The 16603-nt window shown below is 70.7% G+C and carries 16 protein-coding genes, 1 tRNA gene and 2 riboswitches; of the genes, 2 read left to right on the top strand and 15 right to left on the bottom strand.

From position 1 onward, the window contains the following. Nucleotides 1–14 precede the first annotated feature (14 nt). The 11 genes from cobU to cobO all read right to left on the bottom strand — a co-directional run bounded on the left by cobU (nt 15) and on the right by cobO (nt 10235). Nucleotides 15–527, bottom strand: a complete 513-nt coding sequence (gene cobU / locus ASE22_RS04075) for a bifunctional adenosylcobinamide kinase/adenosylcobinamide-phosphate guanylyltransferase (RefSeq protein ID WP_056355289.1) — start codon at nt 525–527, stop codon at nt 15–17. Then, nucleotides 527–1984, bottom strand: coding sequence for a cobyric acid synthase (locus tag ASE22_RS04080; RefSeq protein ID WP_056355293.1), 1458 nt, complete (start codon nt 1982–1984; stop codon nt 527–529). The genes cobU and ASE22_RS04080 overlap by 1 nt, the downstream gene beginning before the upstream one ends. Beyond that, complete coding sequence (gene cbiB / locus ASE22_RS04085; protein WP_056355296.1) at nt 1972–2910, bottom strand: adenosylcobinamide-phosphate synthase CbiB; 939 nt, start codon at nt 2908–2910, stop codon at nt 1972–1974. Before cbiB ends, ASE22_RS04080 begins: the two co-directional genes overlap by 13 nt. Next, complete coding sequence (locus ASE22_RS04090; RefSeq protein ID WP_056355298.1) at nt 2903–3883, bottom strand: aminotransferase class I/II-fold pyridoxal phosphate-dependent enzyme; 981 nt, start codon at nt 3881–3883, stop codon at nt 2903–2905. Before ASE22_RS04090 ends, cbiB begins: the two co-directional genes overlap by 8 nt. After that, entirely contained in the window at nt 3880–4599 is a 720-nt protein-coding gene (locus tag ASE22_RS04095; RefSeq protein ID WP_056355302.1) for an adenosylcobinamide-GDP ribazoletransferase, read from the bottom strand. Before ASE22_RS04095 ends, ASE22_RS04090 begins: the two co-directional genes overlap by 4 nt. 10 nt (nt 4600–4609) lie before the next feature. Continuing rightward, a complete protein-coding gene (locus tag ASE22_RS04100; RefSeq protein ID WP_056355305.1) occupies nt 4610–5179 on the bottom strand; it encodes a histidine phosphatase family protein in 570 nt (189 codons plus the stop codon). Continuing rightward, nucleotides 5176–6189 (bottom strand): nicotinate-nucleotide--dimethylbenzimidazole phosphoribosyltransferase, encoded by a 1014-nt coding sequence (gene cobT / locus ASE22_RS04105; RefSeq protein WP_056355307.1) that lies wholly within the window; start codon nt 6187–6189, stop codon nt 5176–5178. The genes ASE22_RS04100 and cobT overlap by 4 nt, the downstream gene beginning before the upstream one ends. After that, nucleotides 6186–6593 carry a DUF1636 domain-containing protein gene (locus tag ASE22_RS04110; protein WP_056355311.1) on the bottom strand — a complete coding sequence of 136 codons (408 nt, stop codon included), beginning with the start codon at nt 6591–6593 and terminating at the stop codon, nt 6186–6188. Before ASE22_RS04110 ends, cobT begins: the two co-directional genes overlap by 4 nt. Next, nucleotides 6587–7138: a hypothetical protein gene (locus ASE22_RS04115; protein WP_056355313.1), complete on the bottom strand. Its 552-nt coding sequence runs from the start codon at nt 7136–7138 to the stop codon at nt 6587–6589. Before ASE22_RS04115 ends, ASE22_RS04110 begins: the two co-directional genes overlap by 7 nt. A 90-nt stretch (nt 7139–7228) precedes the next feature. Continuing rightward, on the bottom strand, nt 7229–9187 hold the full coding sequence (locus ASE22_RS04120) for a TonB-dependent receptor plug domain-containing protein (RefSeq protein ID WP_056355315.1): 1959 nt from the start codon (nt 9185–9187) through the stop codon (nt 7229–7231). 160 nt (nt 9188–9347) lie between these two features. Further along, nucleotides 9348–9542: riboswitch (cobalamin riboswitch) on the bottom strand. 84 nt (nt 9543–9626) lie between these two features. Beyond that, a complete protein-coding gene (gene cobO, locus ASE22_RS04125; RefSeq protein ID WP_056356317.1) occupies nt 9627–10235 on the bottom strand; it encodes a cob(I)yrinic acid a,c-diamide adenosyltransferase in 609 nt (202 codons plus the stop codon). Between the two features lie 194 nt (nt 10236–10429). Further along, nucleotides 10430–10666, bottom strand: a riboswitch (cobalamin riboswitch). A gap of 486 nt (nt 10667–11152) precedes the next feature. On the opposite strand from cobO, the gene ASE22_RS04130 reads away from it, so the two are divergent. After that, nucleotides 11153–11596, top strand: a complete 444-nt coding sequence (locus tag ASE22_RS04130) for a DUF2383 domain-containing protein (protein WP_056355318.1) — start codon at nt 11153–11155, stop codon at nt 11594–11596. A 134-nt stretch (nt 11597–11730) separates the two neighbouring features. Here the strand turns inward: ASE22_RS04130 and ASE22_RS04135 are convergent. The 4 genes from ASE22_RS04135 to ASE22_RS04150 all read right to left on the bottom strand — a co-directional run bounded on the left by ASE22_RS04135 (nt 11731) and on the right by ASE22_RS04150 (nt 16096). Further along, nucleotides 11731–11806, bottom strand: a tRNA-Glu gene (locus tag ASE22_RS04135). A gap of 82 nt (nt 11807–11888) precedes the next feature. Continuing rightward, entirely contained in the window at nt 11889–13655 is a 1767-nt protein-coding gene (gene recJ, locus ASE22_RS04140; RefSeq protein WP_056355320.1) for a single-stranded-DNA-specific exonuclease RecJ, read from the bottom strand. Nucleotides 13656–13750: 95 nt separating this feature from the next. Continuing rightward, on the bottom strand, nt 13751–14722 hold the full coding sequence (glpX, locus tag ASE22_RS04145; RefSeq protein ID WP_056355325.1) for a class II fructose-bisphosphatase: 972 nt from the start codon (nt 14720–14722) through the stop codon (nt 13751–13753). 81 nt (nt 14723–14803) lie between these two features. Beyond that, on the bottom strand, nt 14804–16096 hold the full coding sequence (locus ASE22_RS04150) for a homoserine dehydrogenase (RefSeq protein WP_056355327.1): 1293 nt from the start codon (nt 16094–16096) through the stop codon (nt 14804–14806). A gap of 241 nt (nt 16097–16337) precedes the next feature. On the opposite strand from ASE22_RS04150, the gene ASE22_RS04155 reads away from it, so the two are divergent. Continuing rightward, on the top strand, nt 16338–16565 hold the full coding sequence (locus tag ASE22_RS04155; RefSeq protein WP_056355330.1) for a hypothetical protein: 228 nt from the start codon (nt 16338–16340) through the stop codon (nt 16563–16565). Nucleotides 16566–16603 lie beyond the last annotated feature (38 nt).

Raw genomic sequence — 16603 nt, forward strand, 5'->3', positions numbered from 1 at the left:
AGACCGCCTCGGGATCATTTGAGCTTCAGCGGCAATCCGGCGGCGACAAGCTGGACCTCGTCGACGGCGGCGCCTACCCGCTGGTTGATGATCCCCGCCTCGTCGCGGAAGCGCCGGGCGAGCGCGTTGTCGGGGACGATCCCGAAGCCGACCTCGTTGGCGACGAGGACCAGCGGGCCCTCCGCCGTGCCGATCGCTTCGACCAGCGCGGCGGTCGCGACCCGGCAATCATGGTCGCCGAGGATCAGGTTGGTCGTCCACAGGGTCAGGCAGTCGATCAGCAGGACGATGTTGGGCCGCGACCGCGCGACGATCGTCCCGGCGAGATCGAGCGGCGTCTCGACGGTCTGCCACGCCGCGTCGCGGTCGTCGCGGTGGCGGGCGATCCGGTCGCGCATCTCGTCGTCGAAGGCCTGCGCGGTGGCGACGAACAGGCGCTGGAGCCCGGTCGCTTCCGCCCGCGCCTGCGCGTAGCGGCTCTTGCCCGACCGGGCGCCGCCGAGGACGAGCAGGCTGCGGCCGCCCATCAGCGCGCTTCCGCCGCGAGCGCGATTAGCGCATCGACGTCGACATGGCGTTCGAGCCCTTCGGCGATCTCGTCGAGCGCGGTGTCGACGCTCGCGGCATGATCCCGCCCGCCGCCCGCGACACCGAGCCGCGCGAGCAGGGCGCGGCGCAGATCGGCACTCGCGAGCACGCCGTGGACATAGCTGCCGATCACCGTGCCGCCGGCGTCGATCGCGCCATCCGTCCGGCCATCGTCGAAACGGGCAAAGGCCCGCGCCATGTCGCCGCCGGCGGTCTCGCCCATATGCATCTCATAGCCGGCGAAGCGCGCGCCGAGCGCGACCCCCTCGACCCGGCGCAACGTCTTGGCCGGCGACAGGCGCGTCTCGACGTCGAGCAGGCCGAGCCCCTCGGCCGCGCCCGCCGGCCCTTCGATCCCGTCCGGGTCGCTCACCCGCCGCCCGAGCATCTGGAAACCGCCGCACAGGCCGAGGATCGCCCCTCTGCGCCGATGATGGGCGAGGATGTCGATGTCCCAGCCCTCGGCCCTGAGCGCGCCGAGATCGGCGATCGTCGCCTTGGAACCCGGCAGGACGATCAGCGTCGCCTCCGCCGGGATCGGCCGCCCCGGCGGGACCATCGCCAGCTCGACGCCCGGCTCGAGCTTGAGCGGATCGAGATCGTCGAAGTTCGAGATGCGCGGCAGGATCGGGCAGGCGACGATCGCCCTGCCCTCATACGGGTCGCCACGCCGTTCGAGGATCACCGCATCCTCGCTCGGCAGCCGCGCGGTCGCGGACAGCCAGGGGACGACCCCGAAGCCGCGCCAGCCCGATAGCTGCTCGATCTGGCGATAGCCGTCCTCGAACAGCGCCGGATCGCCCCGGAATTTGTTGATCAGGAAGCCTCGGATCATCGCGGCGTCGGCGGGGTCGATGACGGTGCGCGTCCCGACGATCGCCGCGATCACCCCGCCGCGATCGATGTCGCCGACCAGCACCACCGGCACGTCGGCCGCGCGGGCGAACCCCATATTGGCGATGTCGCCCGCGCGCAGGTTGATCTCGGCGGGCGATCCGGCGCCCTCGACGACGACGACGTCGCAATCGGCGGACAATCGCCGGTAGCTCGCCATCACCTCGTCGAGTAGCGCCCCGCGTGCCTCGCGGAAATTGCCGGCGCCCAGCGTGCCGCGCACCTTGCCATGGACGATCAGCTGCGAGGTCCGGTCGGCCTGTGGCTTCAGCAGCACCGGATTCATGTCGCTATGCGGTTCGGCGCGGCAGGCGATCGCCTGGAGCGCCTGCGCGCGGCCGATTTCCCCGCCGTCGACGGTGACGGCGGCGTTGTTCGACATGTTCTGCGACTTGAACGGGCGGACGCGGAGGCCGCGATTGACGAGCGCGCGGCACAGCCCCGCGACCAGCACCGACTTGCCGACGTCCGAGCCGGTCCCCTGCAGCATCACAGCGCCCATGCACAGCCTCCCGCGATCAGCCATAGCAGCAGGCAGGCGCGCCGATAGACGGCGATCGCGCGCCCTATGTCCTTCGCATCGGCCGCGGCGCGGCCCGTTCCGATCCAGCGCTTGTCGATCATCACCCCGTCATAGGCGATCGGACCGGCCAGGCGCAGCCCCAGCGCGCCGGCCATCGCCGCTTCGGTCCAGCCGGCATTGGGCGATGCATGGTTGCGGGCGTCGCGCAGCATCACCCGCCATCCCCCGCCCCCGGCGATGCAGATCAGCGCGCCGCCAATCCGCGCGGGCAGCAGGTTGAGCAGGTCGTCGCTCCGCGCCGCCGCCCAGCCGAAGGCGCGCCAGCGCGCCTCCCTGTGGCCGATCAGGCTGTCGGCGGTGTTGACCGCCTTATAGGCCCAGATGCCGGGCAGGCCGAGCAGCAGCAGCCAGAACAGCGGCGCGGCGATGCCGTCGCAGAAGCTTTCGGCGAGGCTCTCGATCGCCGCACGGGCAATGCCGCTCTGGTCGAGCGCGGCGGTGTCGCGCCCGACGATCATCGCGACCGCGCGGCGCGCGCCCTCGACGTCCCCGGCGGCAAGCGCGCGGGCGACCGGGCGAACATGATCGAACAGGCTGCGCTGGGCGAGCGCGGGAAAGGCGAGCAGCGCGACGGCGATCCAGCCCGAGGCGCCCAGCGCCTGGAGCAGCAGGCCCTGGACGACGAAACCGCCGCCGCCCGCGACCGTCAGCAGGATCGCCACCGTCGCGACGCCGAACAGCCGGCGCCCGGCCGCGCTTCGATCCGGCCGGTTCCAGCGCGCCTCGCACGCCGCGATGATCCGTGCGAAGCCGCCCACCGGATGGCCGATCCGGCGATAGAGCGCGCCGGGCCAGCCGATCGCGGCATCGAGCATCAGCGCGGCGAGCGCGATCGGATCAGCCATCGCGCAACGCCGCCTCCAGCCGGGCGAGATCGTGGCGATCGGCGGGGAGGCCGAGCCGCAACCATTGCGGCCGCTCGTCGAACGGACGGGTCAGGATCGCGCGGCGCGCCAGCCGCTCGAACAGCGCCATCGCATCGGCGGTCTCGATCAGGCGGAACAGCGGACAGGCGCCGCGCGGGTCGAAGCCGGCCTCGCGCAGCATCGCGTCGAGCGTCGACGCCGCCTCCTTCAGGCGCGCGCGGGTCCGGGCGATCCAGGCTGCGTCGGCATAGGCGGCGGTTCCGATCGCGATCGCCGCAGCCGACAGCGGCCAGGCGCCGAGCCGGTCGCGCAGCGGATCGATCGCCGCGCGCGGGCCCAGCACGAAGCCGAGCCTCAACCCCGCCAGCCCGAAGAATTTGCCGAACGACCGGAAGACGATCAGCCGTCGGTCGTCTCCGACCTGTGCGGCCATGCCCGGCGCCGCCGCGGTGTCGGCGAATGCCTCGTCGACGAGCAGCCAGCCCGGCCCGCGGCGGTCGAGCAGGTCGAGCATCGCCGCTCGGTCGAGCCGCGACCCGTCGGGATTGTTGGGATTGGCGAGGATCAGGGAGGCGCCGTCGGCATCCGCCAGCCGGTCTGCCGCGACCGGCACGGCAGCCGACACCATCGCGCCATGGGTGCGATAGGACGGGATGCGGTGGAACACCGGCCCGTCGAGCCGCTCGCCGATCAGGCGCAGCCCGATCTCGCTGCCCGGCACGGCGCAGACATCGGCCGGATCGGCACCGAAATACGCGGCGGCGGCCCGTTCGAGCGCGCGGAGATCGGCTTCGTCGGGCAGCCGGTGCCAGTCGATGTCGAGGCCCGACACCCCCGGCCAGCCATAGGGATTGATCCCCGTCGACAGGTCGATCCACGGATCGCGCCCCACGCCGAACCGCGCACGCGCCGCCGTCAGCCCGCCGCCGTGCCAGGTCCAGCGCGCCGTCACGCGATCCTCGCGACGATGATCGCGGCGAACAGCAGCGCGCTTTCGACCAGTTCAATCCCGGCGCCGTGGCCGTCGCCCGAAATGCCGCCGATCGTCCGCCGCAGCCACCCGCCCCACGACAGCATGAACAGCGGCGCGGCGAGCAGCGCCGGCACGAACCATGCCGCCACGAACAGCAGCGCGAACCACGACAGGATATGCGGCCAGCCGATGCCGTCGCGGAAGCGCGCGGCGAGTCCCGGGTGGAGCGACGGCAGCAACCGGGTCCACAACAGCGTACCGATCCGCGCCGCGAAGGGCGCGGCGACGATGGCAAGCCACAGGTCCGCATCGATCGCGACCCGCAGCAGGATCAGCTTGGCGATCAGCTGCAGCCCGATCGCGACCGCCCCGAAGCTGCCGACATGCGGATCGGCGAGCACCGCCAGCAGGCGCTCGGGGCCTTTGTGGACCGCGCCCGCCGCGTCGGCGACGTCGCCCAGCCCGTCGAGGTGGAGCGCCCCGGTGACGCCGACCCAGAGCAACAGGCCCGCCAGCGCGCCGACCCAAGGGTCGACCAGCGCCCCCGCCCGGGCGCCGCCCGCGACGATCGCGCCGACGATCAGGCCGACGGCGGGAAACCAGCGCATCGACCGGGCGAAGTCCGCGTCGGACACCGCGATGCGAGGGCCCGGCAGCCTGGTCAGGAACTGGATCGCGACCACCAGCCCCTTCATGCCAGCCCATTCACGGCCAAAGCCCGATCACCTGCCCCGAGGCCCGCTCGCCCGGCCAGACCCTGAGCGCGAGCAGCGCGCCATAGGACAGGTCGAGCGCCCAGAGCTGGGCACCCGCGAAGCCGCACAGATCGGCCAGCGCCGCGCGCATCGCCCCGCCATGGGTGACGACGAGCGTCGGCCGCGGCTCCAGCGCCCCGATCGCGCGCGAGACCCGTGCGAGAAGCGACGACCAGCGCTCGCCATGGGGCGGCGGGTTGGCGTCGGGATCGTCCCAGAAGGCGCCGATCGCCTGTCGGTCGATCGCCGCCGGCGCCAGCCCGTCCCAATCGCCGAAGTCCAGCTCGCGCCAGCGCCGGTCGACCATCACGTCGCGCCCAAGTCGCCGTCCGATCGCACCGGCCGCGACGCTGGCCCGCAGCAGGTCCGAGCTGATCACCACCTCGATATCGAGATCCGCGGCCTGGGCGACGCAGCCGGCGATGCCCTCCGTCGTCGGCAGGCCGTCGGTCCGCCCCATCAGCAGGCCGGGCGTCTCCGGCGCGCCATGGCGCAGCAGATAGAGCGGGAAGGCGTTCATCCCGCCTCCGAAACCCCCGCCTCGGCGAAGCTCGCCATCTGCCCGTGCGCGGCGAGTGCCGAGCGCACCACGGCGGCGGCGACGGCGGCCCCGCTCCCCTCGCCCAGCCGCATGCCGAGACGCAGCAGCGGATCGAGGCCGAGCCGGTCGAGCAGGCGGCCATGGCCCGGTTCGGCCGAGACATGGCCGGCCAGGCAATGCGCCGTGATCGAAGGCGCGGAGGCCGCGAGCGGGGCGATCGCCGAGCAGCAGATGAAGCCGTCGAGGATCACCGGCACGCGCAGCTGCCGCGCGCGCAGCACCGCGCCGGCGATCGCGGCAATCTCGCGCCCGCCGACCCGGCGCAGCGTCTCGAAGGCGCCGTGCGGCGCATCGGCGTGGAAGGCGAGCGCCCGATCGACGACCGCCAGCTTGCGGGCGATGCCGTCGCCGTCGATACCGGTGCCCGGCCCCACCCAGGCCGCCGCGTCGCCGCCGAAGCTGCGCGCGGCGAGCACCGCCGCCGCGGTCGAATTGCCGATGCCCATCTCGCCTAGGACGAGCAGGTCGGTTCCCGGCTCGACCGCGGCGGCGCCCGTCGACAGGGCCGCGAGGCATTCGCCCTCGTCCATCGCCGCCGCGCCGGTGAAATCGGCGGTCGGGCGGTCGAGATCGAGCGCGACGACCCGCAGCTCGAGCCCCGCCGCCGCCGCCAGCGCGTTGATCGCGGCGCCGCCCGCCTCGAAATTGGCGACCATCTGCGCGGTGACGGCGGGCGGAAAGGCGCTGACGCCGTGGACCGTCACGCCGTGATTGCCCGCGAAGACGATCGCCCGGCCCCGCTCGATCGAGGGCCGTTCGCGGCCCTGCCAGCCCGCGAGGAAGATCGCGATGTCCTCGAGCCGGGCGAGCGAGCCCGCCGGCTTGGTGAGCCGCGCCTGCCGCGCCCGCGCCGCCGCGATCGCCGCCGCGTCGGGATCGGGCAGGCCGCCGAGCGCCTCCTCGAAGGCGGTGATGGTGCGGAAGATCATTCGGCGACATATCCTTCGGGGGGCGAGCGGGTGATGAAATGGCCCTTCACGCCCTGCGGCCAGTCGGCGAAGGGCACGCGACCATGCTCGCTCGCCGCATAATGGACGGCATAATCGAGGATCGCACGGGCGGCCGCCTCGTCCGGGACGAAGCGGCCGAGGACGTAGCTGACCTTGCCCGGCGCGCGCAGATGCACCGTGCAATGGTCCTTGCAGGCGAACAGACAGGGCATCTCCTGCACGTCGACGCCCGCATAATGGGGGTCGGATGCCCTGACGGCGCGCAACGCCGCGGCGAGGCGCGCGCCGCCGCGCACCCCGTCCGCATCGTCGCGGGCCTCGGCCGAATGACGGCAGGTGCCGCAGGCGACGACCGCCGGCCCGCCCGCGACGCGCGTCAGCATCGGGCGGCCACGGCCCGGTCGCGCGCCGGCGGGACGCCGAGCGCGAGCAGGCCGCGATGGAGGGCGCTGAGCCCGGCGAGGATCACCGCGTTGCGGACGAACTGCCGCCCCATCACCGCCGGATCCGCGGCGGCATGCGCCCCGCCCAGCCCCAGCGCCCAGGCGAAGACCACCAGCTTGAAGACCAGGAAGCCCGCGACATAGGCGATCGCCAGCCGCGCCCAGACGGGTGCGCCGGCAAAGCGGGGCAGCAGCAGCCGCGCACCGATCAGCGAGGCGACCGCCGCCGTTCCGAGCCCCGCCGCCCAGCCGAGGCTGCTCGCCGCGAACGGATAGCCGAGCACGCAGAAGCCGACCGCCTGGGCGGCCACCCAGGCGAGCAGCATCAGCGCGATCCCGGCGCGGCGATCCATATGCACGGCGGCCAGCGCCGCCAGCGACGGAAAGGGCGTGGCGCAGGCGAGCAGCAACGACGTCACGCTGCTCGCCACGGTGAAGAGCAGCAGCCAGAGCCCGGATGCGCCCGATTTCGAAAATGTCGTCATGGTCGGCTGGTCCTTTCAGAGGTCGAGGGTGATCCGCCGGCACGAGACCGGCGGATCGAGAGGCGGGATTGCGGGGGATGGCGGCGCTCGTCAGAAGCGCCCCCGGAGGCCGGCATGGATGCTGCGGCCGAGCGTGCCGTAGCGATAGGCCGTCATATATTCGTCGTCGAACAGGTTCTCGACGCGGGCGAACAGGCGCAACTGCCCGGACAGCGCCAGTTCGGCGCGCAGGTCGACCAGCGTATAGCCCGCCAGCCGCTGCGCGTTGGACGCGTTGTCGAAGCTGTGGCCCGACCAGCGCACCGCCGCGCCGGTCGTCAGGCCGAAGGGCCAGGCATAGCCGATCGACGCATTGGCCTGGTTGCGCGGGCGGCGCGGCAGCCATTTGCCGAAGGTCGCCGCGCCGGCCGAGCGGTCCTCGGCCACCGTCCAGCTGTAATTGCCGTCGATCGTCAGGCCGTCGAACGGCCGGACGGCCGCCTGCGCCTCGATGCCGTGGGCCTCGGCGCGCGCGACGTTCCGGTAATAGCCCGAGCGGCGGATGGCCGTACCCGGCTGGAAGCAGTCCGGCAGGGTCGAGGTCGCGGCGCAGCTGTTGAACAGGATCTGGTCGGTGGTGGTCCGCTCGAACCAGGTCGCGCCGAAGCTCAGCCGGCCGCCGAACAGCCGCTGCTCGGCGCCCGCCTCCCAGCCATCCGCCCGCTCGGGGCGCAGCCCGCCATTCCCATATTCGGAGAAGAGCTGGTAGAGCGTCGGCGCCTTGAAGCCTTCGCCGTAGCTGGCGCGGAGCACGGTCCCGGTCGGCAGCACCCAGATGCCGCCTGCCGAGAACAGCGTCTTGCCGCCATAGCGATCGTGATCGTCGTTGCGAATGCCCCCGGTCAGGGTCAGCCCGTCGATCGGCCGGGCGCTGAGCTGTCCGTAGAAGCTGGTGATCCGCGCCTTGCCGCGGGTCGGCGCCGGGACCGGCACGCTGAGCGAGGCCGACGGCGAGACGCTGCGGAAGCGCGAGCGCTCATTCTCCGCCCCGAACAGCGCCACCCAGCCCTCGGCGATCGCGAAGCTGCCCTGATATTCGATCCGCTCGTTGCGCCCGGCGGCATCGAAGGTCGACGGCCGCTGGTTGCGCGGATCGAGATTGTCGCGGCTGGTATCGGTATGGCCATAGCCGATCCGGTTGCGGAACCGCTGGTCGAGCAGGTCGACGTTGAGCCCGGCATAGCCGACGAATTCGCGGTTGATGCCATAGGCCGGATTGTCGCCGCTGGTCGCGTCGATATCGGTGCGGCCGCGCGAATAATAGCCGCGCAGATCGGCGGTGACATTGGCGGCCAGCGCCACCTCGACCCGGCCGGCGAGGCCGCGATTGGTATAGCCGTCCTTCTCCCGCCCGCCGAACGCCGGGGCGATCGCGGAGATGCCGTCGGTGGTGAAGGCCTGCCCGCCGATCCGCCACGTCACCGGCCCCTGCCGGCCGCCGATCGCGGCGCGCGCGCTGGCGGTCTGGCGCGATCCGGCCTCGATGTCGAAGCTGCCTTCCAGCGCCTTTTGCGGCATCGCGGTGACGACGTTGACGACGCCGCCGATCGCCTGGCTGCCCCACAGGATCGACTGCGGCCCGCGCAGCACCTCGATCCGCGAGGCGTCGCCCACCAGCAGGTTGGCGAAATTGTAGCCACCACCGGGCGAGGACGGATCGTTGAGCTTCACGCCGTCGATCACGACCACGGTCTGGTCGGATTCGGCGCCGCGGATGCGCAGCGAGGTCGCGGTGCCATAGCCGCCGTTGCGGGCCATGCTGATTCCCGGCGTGCGCAGCAGCAGTTCGGACACGCCGATATCCTGGCTGCGGTCGATCGCCGGCTTGTCGAGCACGGTGACCGATGCCGGCACCTGGTCGGCCGGGGTCGCCAGCCGGGTGGCGGTGACGAGGATCGTATCGGCGTCGGCATCGGCGGCCGCGTCGGGCGGCGGCGCCTGCTGGTCGAGCGTATCGGCATGGCCGGCCGAGGAGAGCAGCAGGGAGAGAAGAACGGTCGTCTTGAACATAGCGAGTACCCCGTGACGAGGGGATCGCGCTCGCTTGGGGGCCATGCCGACATCGTCCGGCCGAAGCCGAGCGGGCGCGACACGTCCCCCGCGCAAAGCACGGTCCGGACCTGTCGCCACTCGGGTTTACCCCCGTCCGCTCGGCACACCCTGTCCGCGCGAAGGACGACCGCGACGGGCAGGTCTCCTGGCTTGCGGGTCAATGCCGGTTCGCACCGCCTTCTCAGGACCGTATCGATCCCAATGGCATGTGGTGCGATGGCTCGCCGCTCACAGTTGCAGGGGCAGCCGGGGTCTCGAACCCCGTTCCCATTTTCATCCCCGTCTCCGGGGAACCTGTCGCAGCGGCGCAGATAGGACAGCTTGCTGCGGCGCGTCAATCCGCCTTCGTCCGGAGGACGAGCGCGCGGATCCCCGCCGCGAACGAGGTCGCGCATCGCTAATATTCGATGCCGGGCTGCGCCTTCACATTCTGGTCACGGAACGGATGCTTGATCATCACCATCTCGGTGACGAGGTCGGCCGCGTCGATCAACGCCTGCGGCGCGTTGCGGCCGGTGATCGCGACATGGGTCATCGCCGGCTTCGCCGCAAGCGCCGCCAGCACCTCGTCGACCGGCAGATAGTCGTAGCGCAGCACGATGTTGAGCTCGTCGGCGATCACCAGACGATAGCTCGGATCGGCGATCATCCGCTTGACCTCGTCCCAGGCGAGGCGGGCCATCGCGATGTCGCGGGCGCGGTCCTGCGTGTCCCAGGTGAAGCCCTCGCCGATCGACGTGAACGCGATCTCGTCGGGAAAGCGGGCGAAGAAGCTGCGTTCGCCGATCGCCTTCGATCCCTTGACGAACTGGACGATGCCGACCTTCATGCCATGCGCGATCGCGCGGACGGCCATGCCGAAGGCGGCGGTCGACTTGCCCTTGCCGGGCCCGGTGTTGACGATCACCAGCCCCTTCTCGACGGTCTTGGTGGCGAACTTCCTGTGCTGCGCGGCCTGCAGCTTCTTCATCCGGGCGCTATGCTCGGCTTCGGTCCTTATCGTCATCATCGGTCATCCCCGCGCCGGGCGACGACGGACGGGGCGACCGCCGGCACGGGCGAAAAGCCGCCGCGCGCAGACGACCGGCCGGGCTTCGGCGGCGGGCGCTTTCGCCGCCGGGCACGACCGCGCGGCCCCGGCCGCAGGGTTCGTCGCTCAGACGGAAGGAACCGTGCCCCGGCCATCCCCTGGACCAAAGCAAGAGCGACCCTGCGCCGGCAGGTCTCCTGGCTCGCGGGTCACGGCTCGATGCACGCCTTCCCAGGCGTCGCGCTCCTCGGAGCGGCCGGCCCAGTGGCTGCTTCCCATGACGGGAAGCCTGTGCATCGCGCTCGCCGCTTACAGTTGCAGGGACAGCCCCGGATTCGGGAAGGTCGCCCTTCCCTCACCGCGTTCCCATTCAAGCCCTTACGGGCACCGGCGCGATCTTGTCGGAGGCGGGCATGCCCGCCGCCACCGCCGGGCTTAGGGGGAATCGCGTGGGAAGCCAAGCGGGCTTCCGGACAAGCCGGGGACCGCGGCCGGTCCGTTGTCGCAATAGAGCTGGCTCATGATCCCGCCGCGCAGGAAGAGCCGGAAGCGGGCGGTGCGAACCGAGCCAGCGGGACCGGCAGACCAGCTGCAGACTAAGTAGAATTGTCGATAGGCCGCTCATTCCGATCCCCCCTACACTCCCCTGGGAAAGCAATGGGCCTCGCAAACCAGCCCTATAATAGAACCGCCTACCCAGGTCGCTCTTTCGGAGTTATTTTAAATATAATCTCCAATCTCTATTGTGATTTTACTTAATTTACGTGGGGATACATCGGCATATTATGAAGAAATATAAGATATCTCATTGAGAATGTTTATATTTTTTCCGGGTATTCTCATGTTTTTTATTTTAGATCGGAAGGGACATGGAAGATAGTCGTCGTTGCATATTGTCCGTAGCGGAAACGATAGCGGACAGCGTCGCGGGATATACTCATGTCGGGGAGCGCGCGCACGGGTTCGGCCTATATGCCTATTGCGAGCACCAGGCGATCGAGCGCGGCAAACATGCGCGCGCCCTCGATCGGCTGATCCGCGAACACGGCTGGCACGGCGATGCGGGGGGTACGTTGCTCGGCTCGGCCCACCGGCTGTTCATCGACCTGAAGCTGGCCATCTCCCATGGCGAGGAAGCGGTGTTGCGCGAACTTCACCGTGGCGAAGCTTTCCTGCTCGACAAGATCGAAGCGGCGCTGGCCGGAGCCCGCCTCGATCGGGCGCTGGCCGAGGCGCTCCGCCGGATCGCGCAAGCGGTGCGCGAAGCGGTTGCCGAACTCGCGAGCAGGCTCCGGCTCGTCACCGGCTGGGACGGCGCCCGGCCGTCACCCGGCTGACGACGCCAGCCGCCTCGACGCGAGCACGACTATCGGGTCCATCGAAGGCCCCGGGGTACAAACGGCTGAAATCGGGGGTACAGAAGGACCGGACTGGCCCCACCTTTCACGCTAAACCCTTGATCTACAAAGAGTGGTGACCCCAACGGGACTCGAACCCGTGTTTTCGCCGTGAAAGGGCGACGTCCTAGACCGCTAGACGATGGGGCCGTGCAGCGCTGTGGCGGGCCGATTAGGGCAGCTACCGGGCATGGTCAAGGCGCCTGTACGAATATTCTGCACCGAACGACGCTCAATCGGCCCAGGCGGCGTCCTCGACATGGAGTTCGGCGGCCGGGCGGCTGCCCCAGTCGTCGATCTTGGGGCGCCCGGCGATCCACAGCGTGCGGTCCGGCCCGGCCCCCAGCAGGGCCTGGCCGAGCGCGTTGTCGGCGGCGCGGAAGGCGATCGTCTTGATCGAGCGGCCGTCGCGGCCAGAGACGATGGTGCGGACATGCCCCTGCCCGACGACATCGGCCTTGATCACGCGGACGGCGCCGGCGGCGATGCGCGGTGCCGGCCAGCCGGCGCCATAGGGGCCGCCCATCTCGAGCGCCTCGACCAGCGAGGGCGTGACCCCGCCGGGCGCCACCACCGCGTCGAGCAGCAACGCCCGATCGTCGCGGGCGCGGGCGACGTCGGTCTCCAGCCGCGATTCGAGGAAGTCGGCGAGCGCATCGATGCCGCCCGGCGCCACGGTGACGCCCGCCGCCATCGCATGGCCGCCGCCGGCGACGAGCAGGCCCATGTCCTTGGCCGCCAGGATCGCCGCACCGAGATCGACCCCGCCGATCGAGCGGCCCGATCCCTTGCCGATGCCGTCCTTGTCGAGCGCGATGACGATCACCGGACGGCCGAGCTTCTCCTTCAGCCGGCCGGCGACGATGCCGATCACGCCCGGATGCCATCCGCCCGCCGCGACGATCGCGACCGAGCGATTGCCCTGCGTGGCGGACAGCGCCTCGGCCTCCTCCTGCACGCCCTTCTCGATCGCGCGGCGTTCCTCGTTCAACCGGTCGAGCTCGGCGGCGATGATGCGCGCCTCCTCGGGATCCTCGGTGGTGAGCAGGCGCACGCCGAGGTCGGACTTGCCGACCCGCCCGCCCGCGTTGATGCGGGGGCCGAGCGCGAAGCCGAGATCGGTGCAGGTCGGCGCGCGTTCGAGCCGCGACGCCTCGATCAGCGCGGCGAGGCCGATGTTGCGGCGGCCCGCCATCACCTTGACGCCCTGCGCGACGAAGGCGCGGTTGAGCCCGCGCAGCGAGGCGACGTCGGCGACGGTGCCGAGCGCAACGATGTCGAGCAGGTCGATCAGCTTCGGCTCGGGCCGGGACGCGAAATAGTTGCGCGCGCGCAGCACCCGCAGCAGCGCCGCGCCGAGCAGGAAGGCGACCCCGACCGCGGCGAGATGGCCGTGCGCGGCGCCCTCGTCCTCGTCGAGCCGGTTCGGATTGACCAGCGCGAAGGCGCGCGGCAGCTCGGCGGCGCATTTATGGTGGTCGACGACGATCACGTCGATCCCGGCGTCGCTCGCCAGTTGCAGCGCCTCGAACGCCTGCGCGCCGCAATCGACGGTGACGATCAGCCGGGTACCGCTCTCGCCGATCCGGAGCAGCGCCTCGCCCGACGGGCCATAGCCCTCCATCAACCGGTCGGGGATATAGGCCCCCGCCGCGAGCCCGAGGTCGCGGAGCAGGCGGATCAGCAGCGCCGCCGACGTGGCGCCGTCGACGTCATAGTCGCCGAAGATGGTGACCGGCTCACCATCCTGGATCGCGTCGGCGAGGCGCGCGGCGGCCTCGTCCATGTCGCGGAAGATCGAGGGATCGGGCATGAAGCCGCGGATCGTCGGCAACCGGTGCAGCTCGACCGCGTCGCGCGGGCATCCGCGCGCGAGCAGGAGCTGGGTGATCAGGTCGTCGGGCTCGAACCCCGCGTCGATCCCGTCGACCGTCCCCCCGCGCCAGTGCCAGGGCTGGCCGAGGATCGAGCGGGTGACGTTGAGGACGGGTGCGCGCATGGGCAGGCTGTAGCGGCGGCGGAGCCGGCCTGCAAAGCCTTCTCCCTTTCACGCCCTCTCCCGCCTGCGGGAGAGGGCCAGGCAGGCCGAGGCCCTCAGCTCTTGTGGTGCTCGCCCTTGACCCAGCGGACGGTGCGGCTCGAGGCGCGCATCACGACGCTCTCGGTCGTCATGCAGCCGCCCGCGCGCCGCTTGACGCCCTCGAGCAGCGAGCCGTCGGTGACGCCGGTCGCCGCGAAGATCGCGTCGCCCTTCACCAGGTCGTCGAGATGGTAGATACGGTCGAGATCGGTGACGCCCCACTTGCGGGCGCGGGCCTTCTCGTCGTCGTTGCGGAACAGCAGGCGGCCCTGGAACTGGCCGCCGACGCATTTGAGCGCCGCCGCCGCCAGCACGCCCTCCGGCGCGCCGCCCGATCCCATGTAGATGTCGATCGTCGTTTCGGGGTTGGTCACCGCGATCACGCCGGCGACGTCGCCGTCCGGGATCAGCATGATGCCGCAGCCGAGCGAGCGCAGCTCGGCGATCAGCTTCTCGTGGCGGGGCCGGTCGAGCACGCAGGCGATGATCTCGTTCGGCTCGACGCCCTTGGCCTTGGCCAGCGCCTTGACGTTCTCGGTGGGGCTGCGGTCGAGGCCGACGATGCCCGCTTCGTAGCCCGGGCCGATCGCCAGCTTGTCCATATAGACATCGGGCGCGTTGAGCAGGCCGCCTTCCTCGGCGATGGCCAGCACCGCGAGCGCGTTGGGGCCGGCCTTGGCGGTGATGGTGGTGCCTTCGAGCGGATCGAGCGCGATGTCGATCTTCGGGCCGGTGCCGATGCCGCTGCCGACCTTCTCGCCGATGTAGAGCATCGGCGCCTCGTCGCGCTCGCCCTCGCCGATCACGACGGTACCGTCGAAGTCCAGGCCGTTGAAAGCTTCGCGCATCGCTTCGACCGCGGCATGGTCGGCGGCCTTCTCGTCGCCGCGACCGACGAGCTTCGACGCCGCGATCGCCGCGGCCTCGGTGACGCGGACCATTTCCAGAACGAGAACCCGATCGAGCGCCTTGCTTGGCTTTACCATCTGGGACTGCCTTTTCTTGTGTTTTTGGGATCGGCCGAAGCGATTAAGCGAGCCGCGTGACAATGTCGAGAAGTGCGGCCTCTATTCGTCGAGGATATGCATCAACATGGGCCTTCCGGCGAGGCTCTGCGACCCGTCGAGACGGTCGAGCGCATCGGCGACGGCGCGCTCGGGGCCGACATGGGTGACCATCGCGATCAGGACGTTGCCGTCCTCGGCGGCACCGCGCTGGATCAGGCTCTCGATCGAGACCCCCGCGTCGCGCATCGCGGCGGTGATCTCGGCCAGCACGCCGGGCCGGTCGGCGACGGTGAAGCGCAGATAGGCGCGGCCGCGGCGGTCCCCGGCGGACGCCGTCGCGGGCTTGGCGAGCGCGGCCACCGGCATGGCGAAGGCCGGCCCGGTCTCGCCGCGCGCGATATCGATCAGGTCGGCGACGACCGCCGAGGCGGTCGGGCCTTCGCCGGCGCCGCGGCCCTGGAAGAACAGCCGGCCGACGAAATTGCCGTGCGCCACCACCGCGTTGAGCGAACCCGAGACATGGGCGAGCGGATGGCTGAGCGGCACCAGGCAGGGATGCACCCGCTGGAACAGCCCCTTGGAGCTCTCCTCGCCATGGCCGACCAGGCGGACGCGGAAGCCCAGTGCGGCCGCCTCGGCGATGTCGGCGGCGATGACGTGGCGGATGCCGGTGATCTCGATCGCGGCGAAATCCACCACGGTGCCGAAGGCGAGGCTGGAGAGGATCGACAGCTTGTGCGCGGCGTCGACGCCGTCGATGTCGAAGCTCGGATCGGCCTCGGCATAGCCGAGCCGCTGCGCCTCGGCGAGCACCTCGTCGAAGCCGCTGCCCTTCTCCTCCATCTCGGTGAGGATATAGTTGCAGGTGCCGTTGAGGATGCCGAAGACATGGCTGATCACATTGGCGGCCGCGCCCTCGCGCAGCCCCTTGATGACCGGGATGCCGCCCGCGACCGCCGCCTCATATTTCAGCGCGACGCCGCGCTGCTCGGCGAGTTCGGCGAGTTCGAGGCCGTGATGCGCGATCATCGCCTTGTTGGCGGTGACGAAGGGCTTGCCCGCGCCGAGCGTGTCGCGCGCCAGGGTGAGCGCCGGGCCGTCCGACCCGCCGACCAGTTCGACCACCACGTCGACCTCGTCGGAGGCCGCGAGCGTGGTCGCGTCGTCGACCCAGGCGAAGCGCGACAGGTCGAAGCCGCGATCGCGCGACCGGTCGCGCGCCGAGACCGCGACGACCTCGATCGGGCGGCCGGCACGGCGTTCGATGAGCGCCCGGTTCTCGTCGATCAGCTTGACGACACCGGCTCCGACCGTCCCAAGACCTGCGAGCGCGACCCTCAACGGCTGCGGCATAGATACCCTTTCTCGAAATACCGCCCGCGTCCTAGTGCCTGATCCTTTTCGGTGGAAGCGCAAAGAGCTTCCGCTGGCGACGCGAATGCAATCGGCTGCGGCTCCGCTGGCGCACTGCCCCTCGTTTCGTCATCACAATATCGTATTTTCAAAGGCTTGCGGCGTAATGACGGGAACGATGCCGTCCCGGCGGCCGTTCTCCCATCGTCCCAATCAAGGGATATTCGCAGGAGAAGATGCCATGGGCGAGAATCGCCAGGGCGGCAACGACCGCGCCAACCCATCCGAAATGAACCAGAATCCGAACGAGCGGCAGGACCAGCAGCGTCAAGGCTCGGTCGACCGCCAGCAGAACCAGCAGGGCGGGCAACAGCAGGGCGGGCAGCAGCCGAGCCCGGGCCAGCCGCAGCGCCGCGATCAGGGCGAGCAGGCCGACCAGGGCGCCGCCGAGCGCGATCGCCAGCGCTGATCGATCAAGGTTGCAAGACCGACTGGGGGAAGGGGGCC

This window comes from Sphingomonas sp. Root720, assembly GCF_001428605.1.
In the GTDB taxonomy this organism is placed as follows: domain Bacteria; phylum Pseudomonadota; class Alphaproteobacteria; order Sphingomonadales; family Sphingomonadaceae; genus Rhizorhabdus.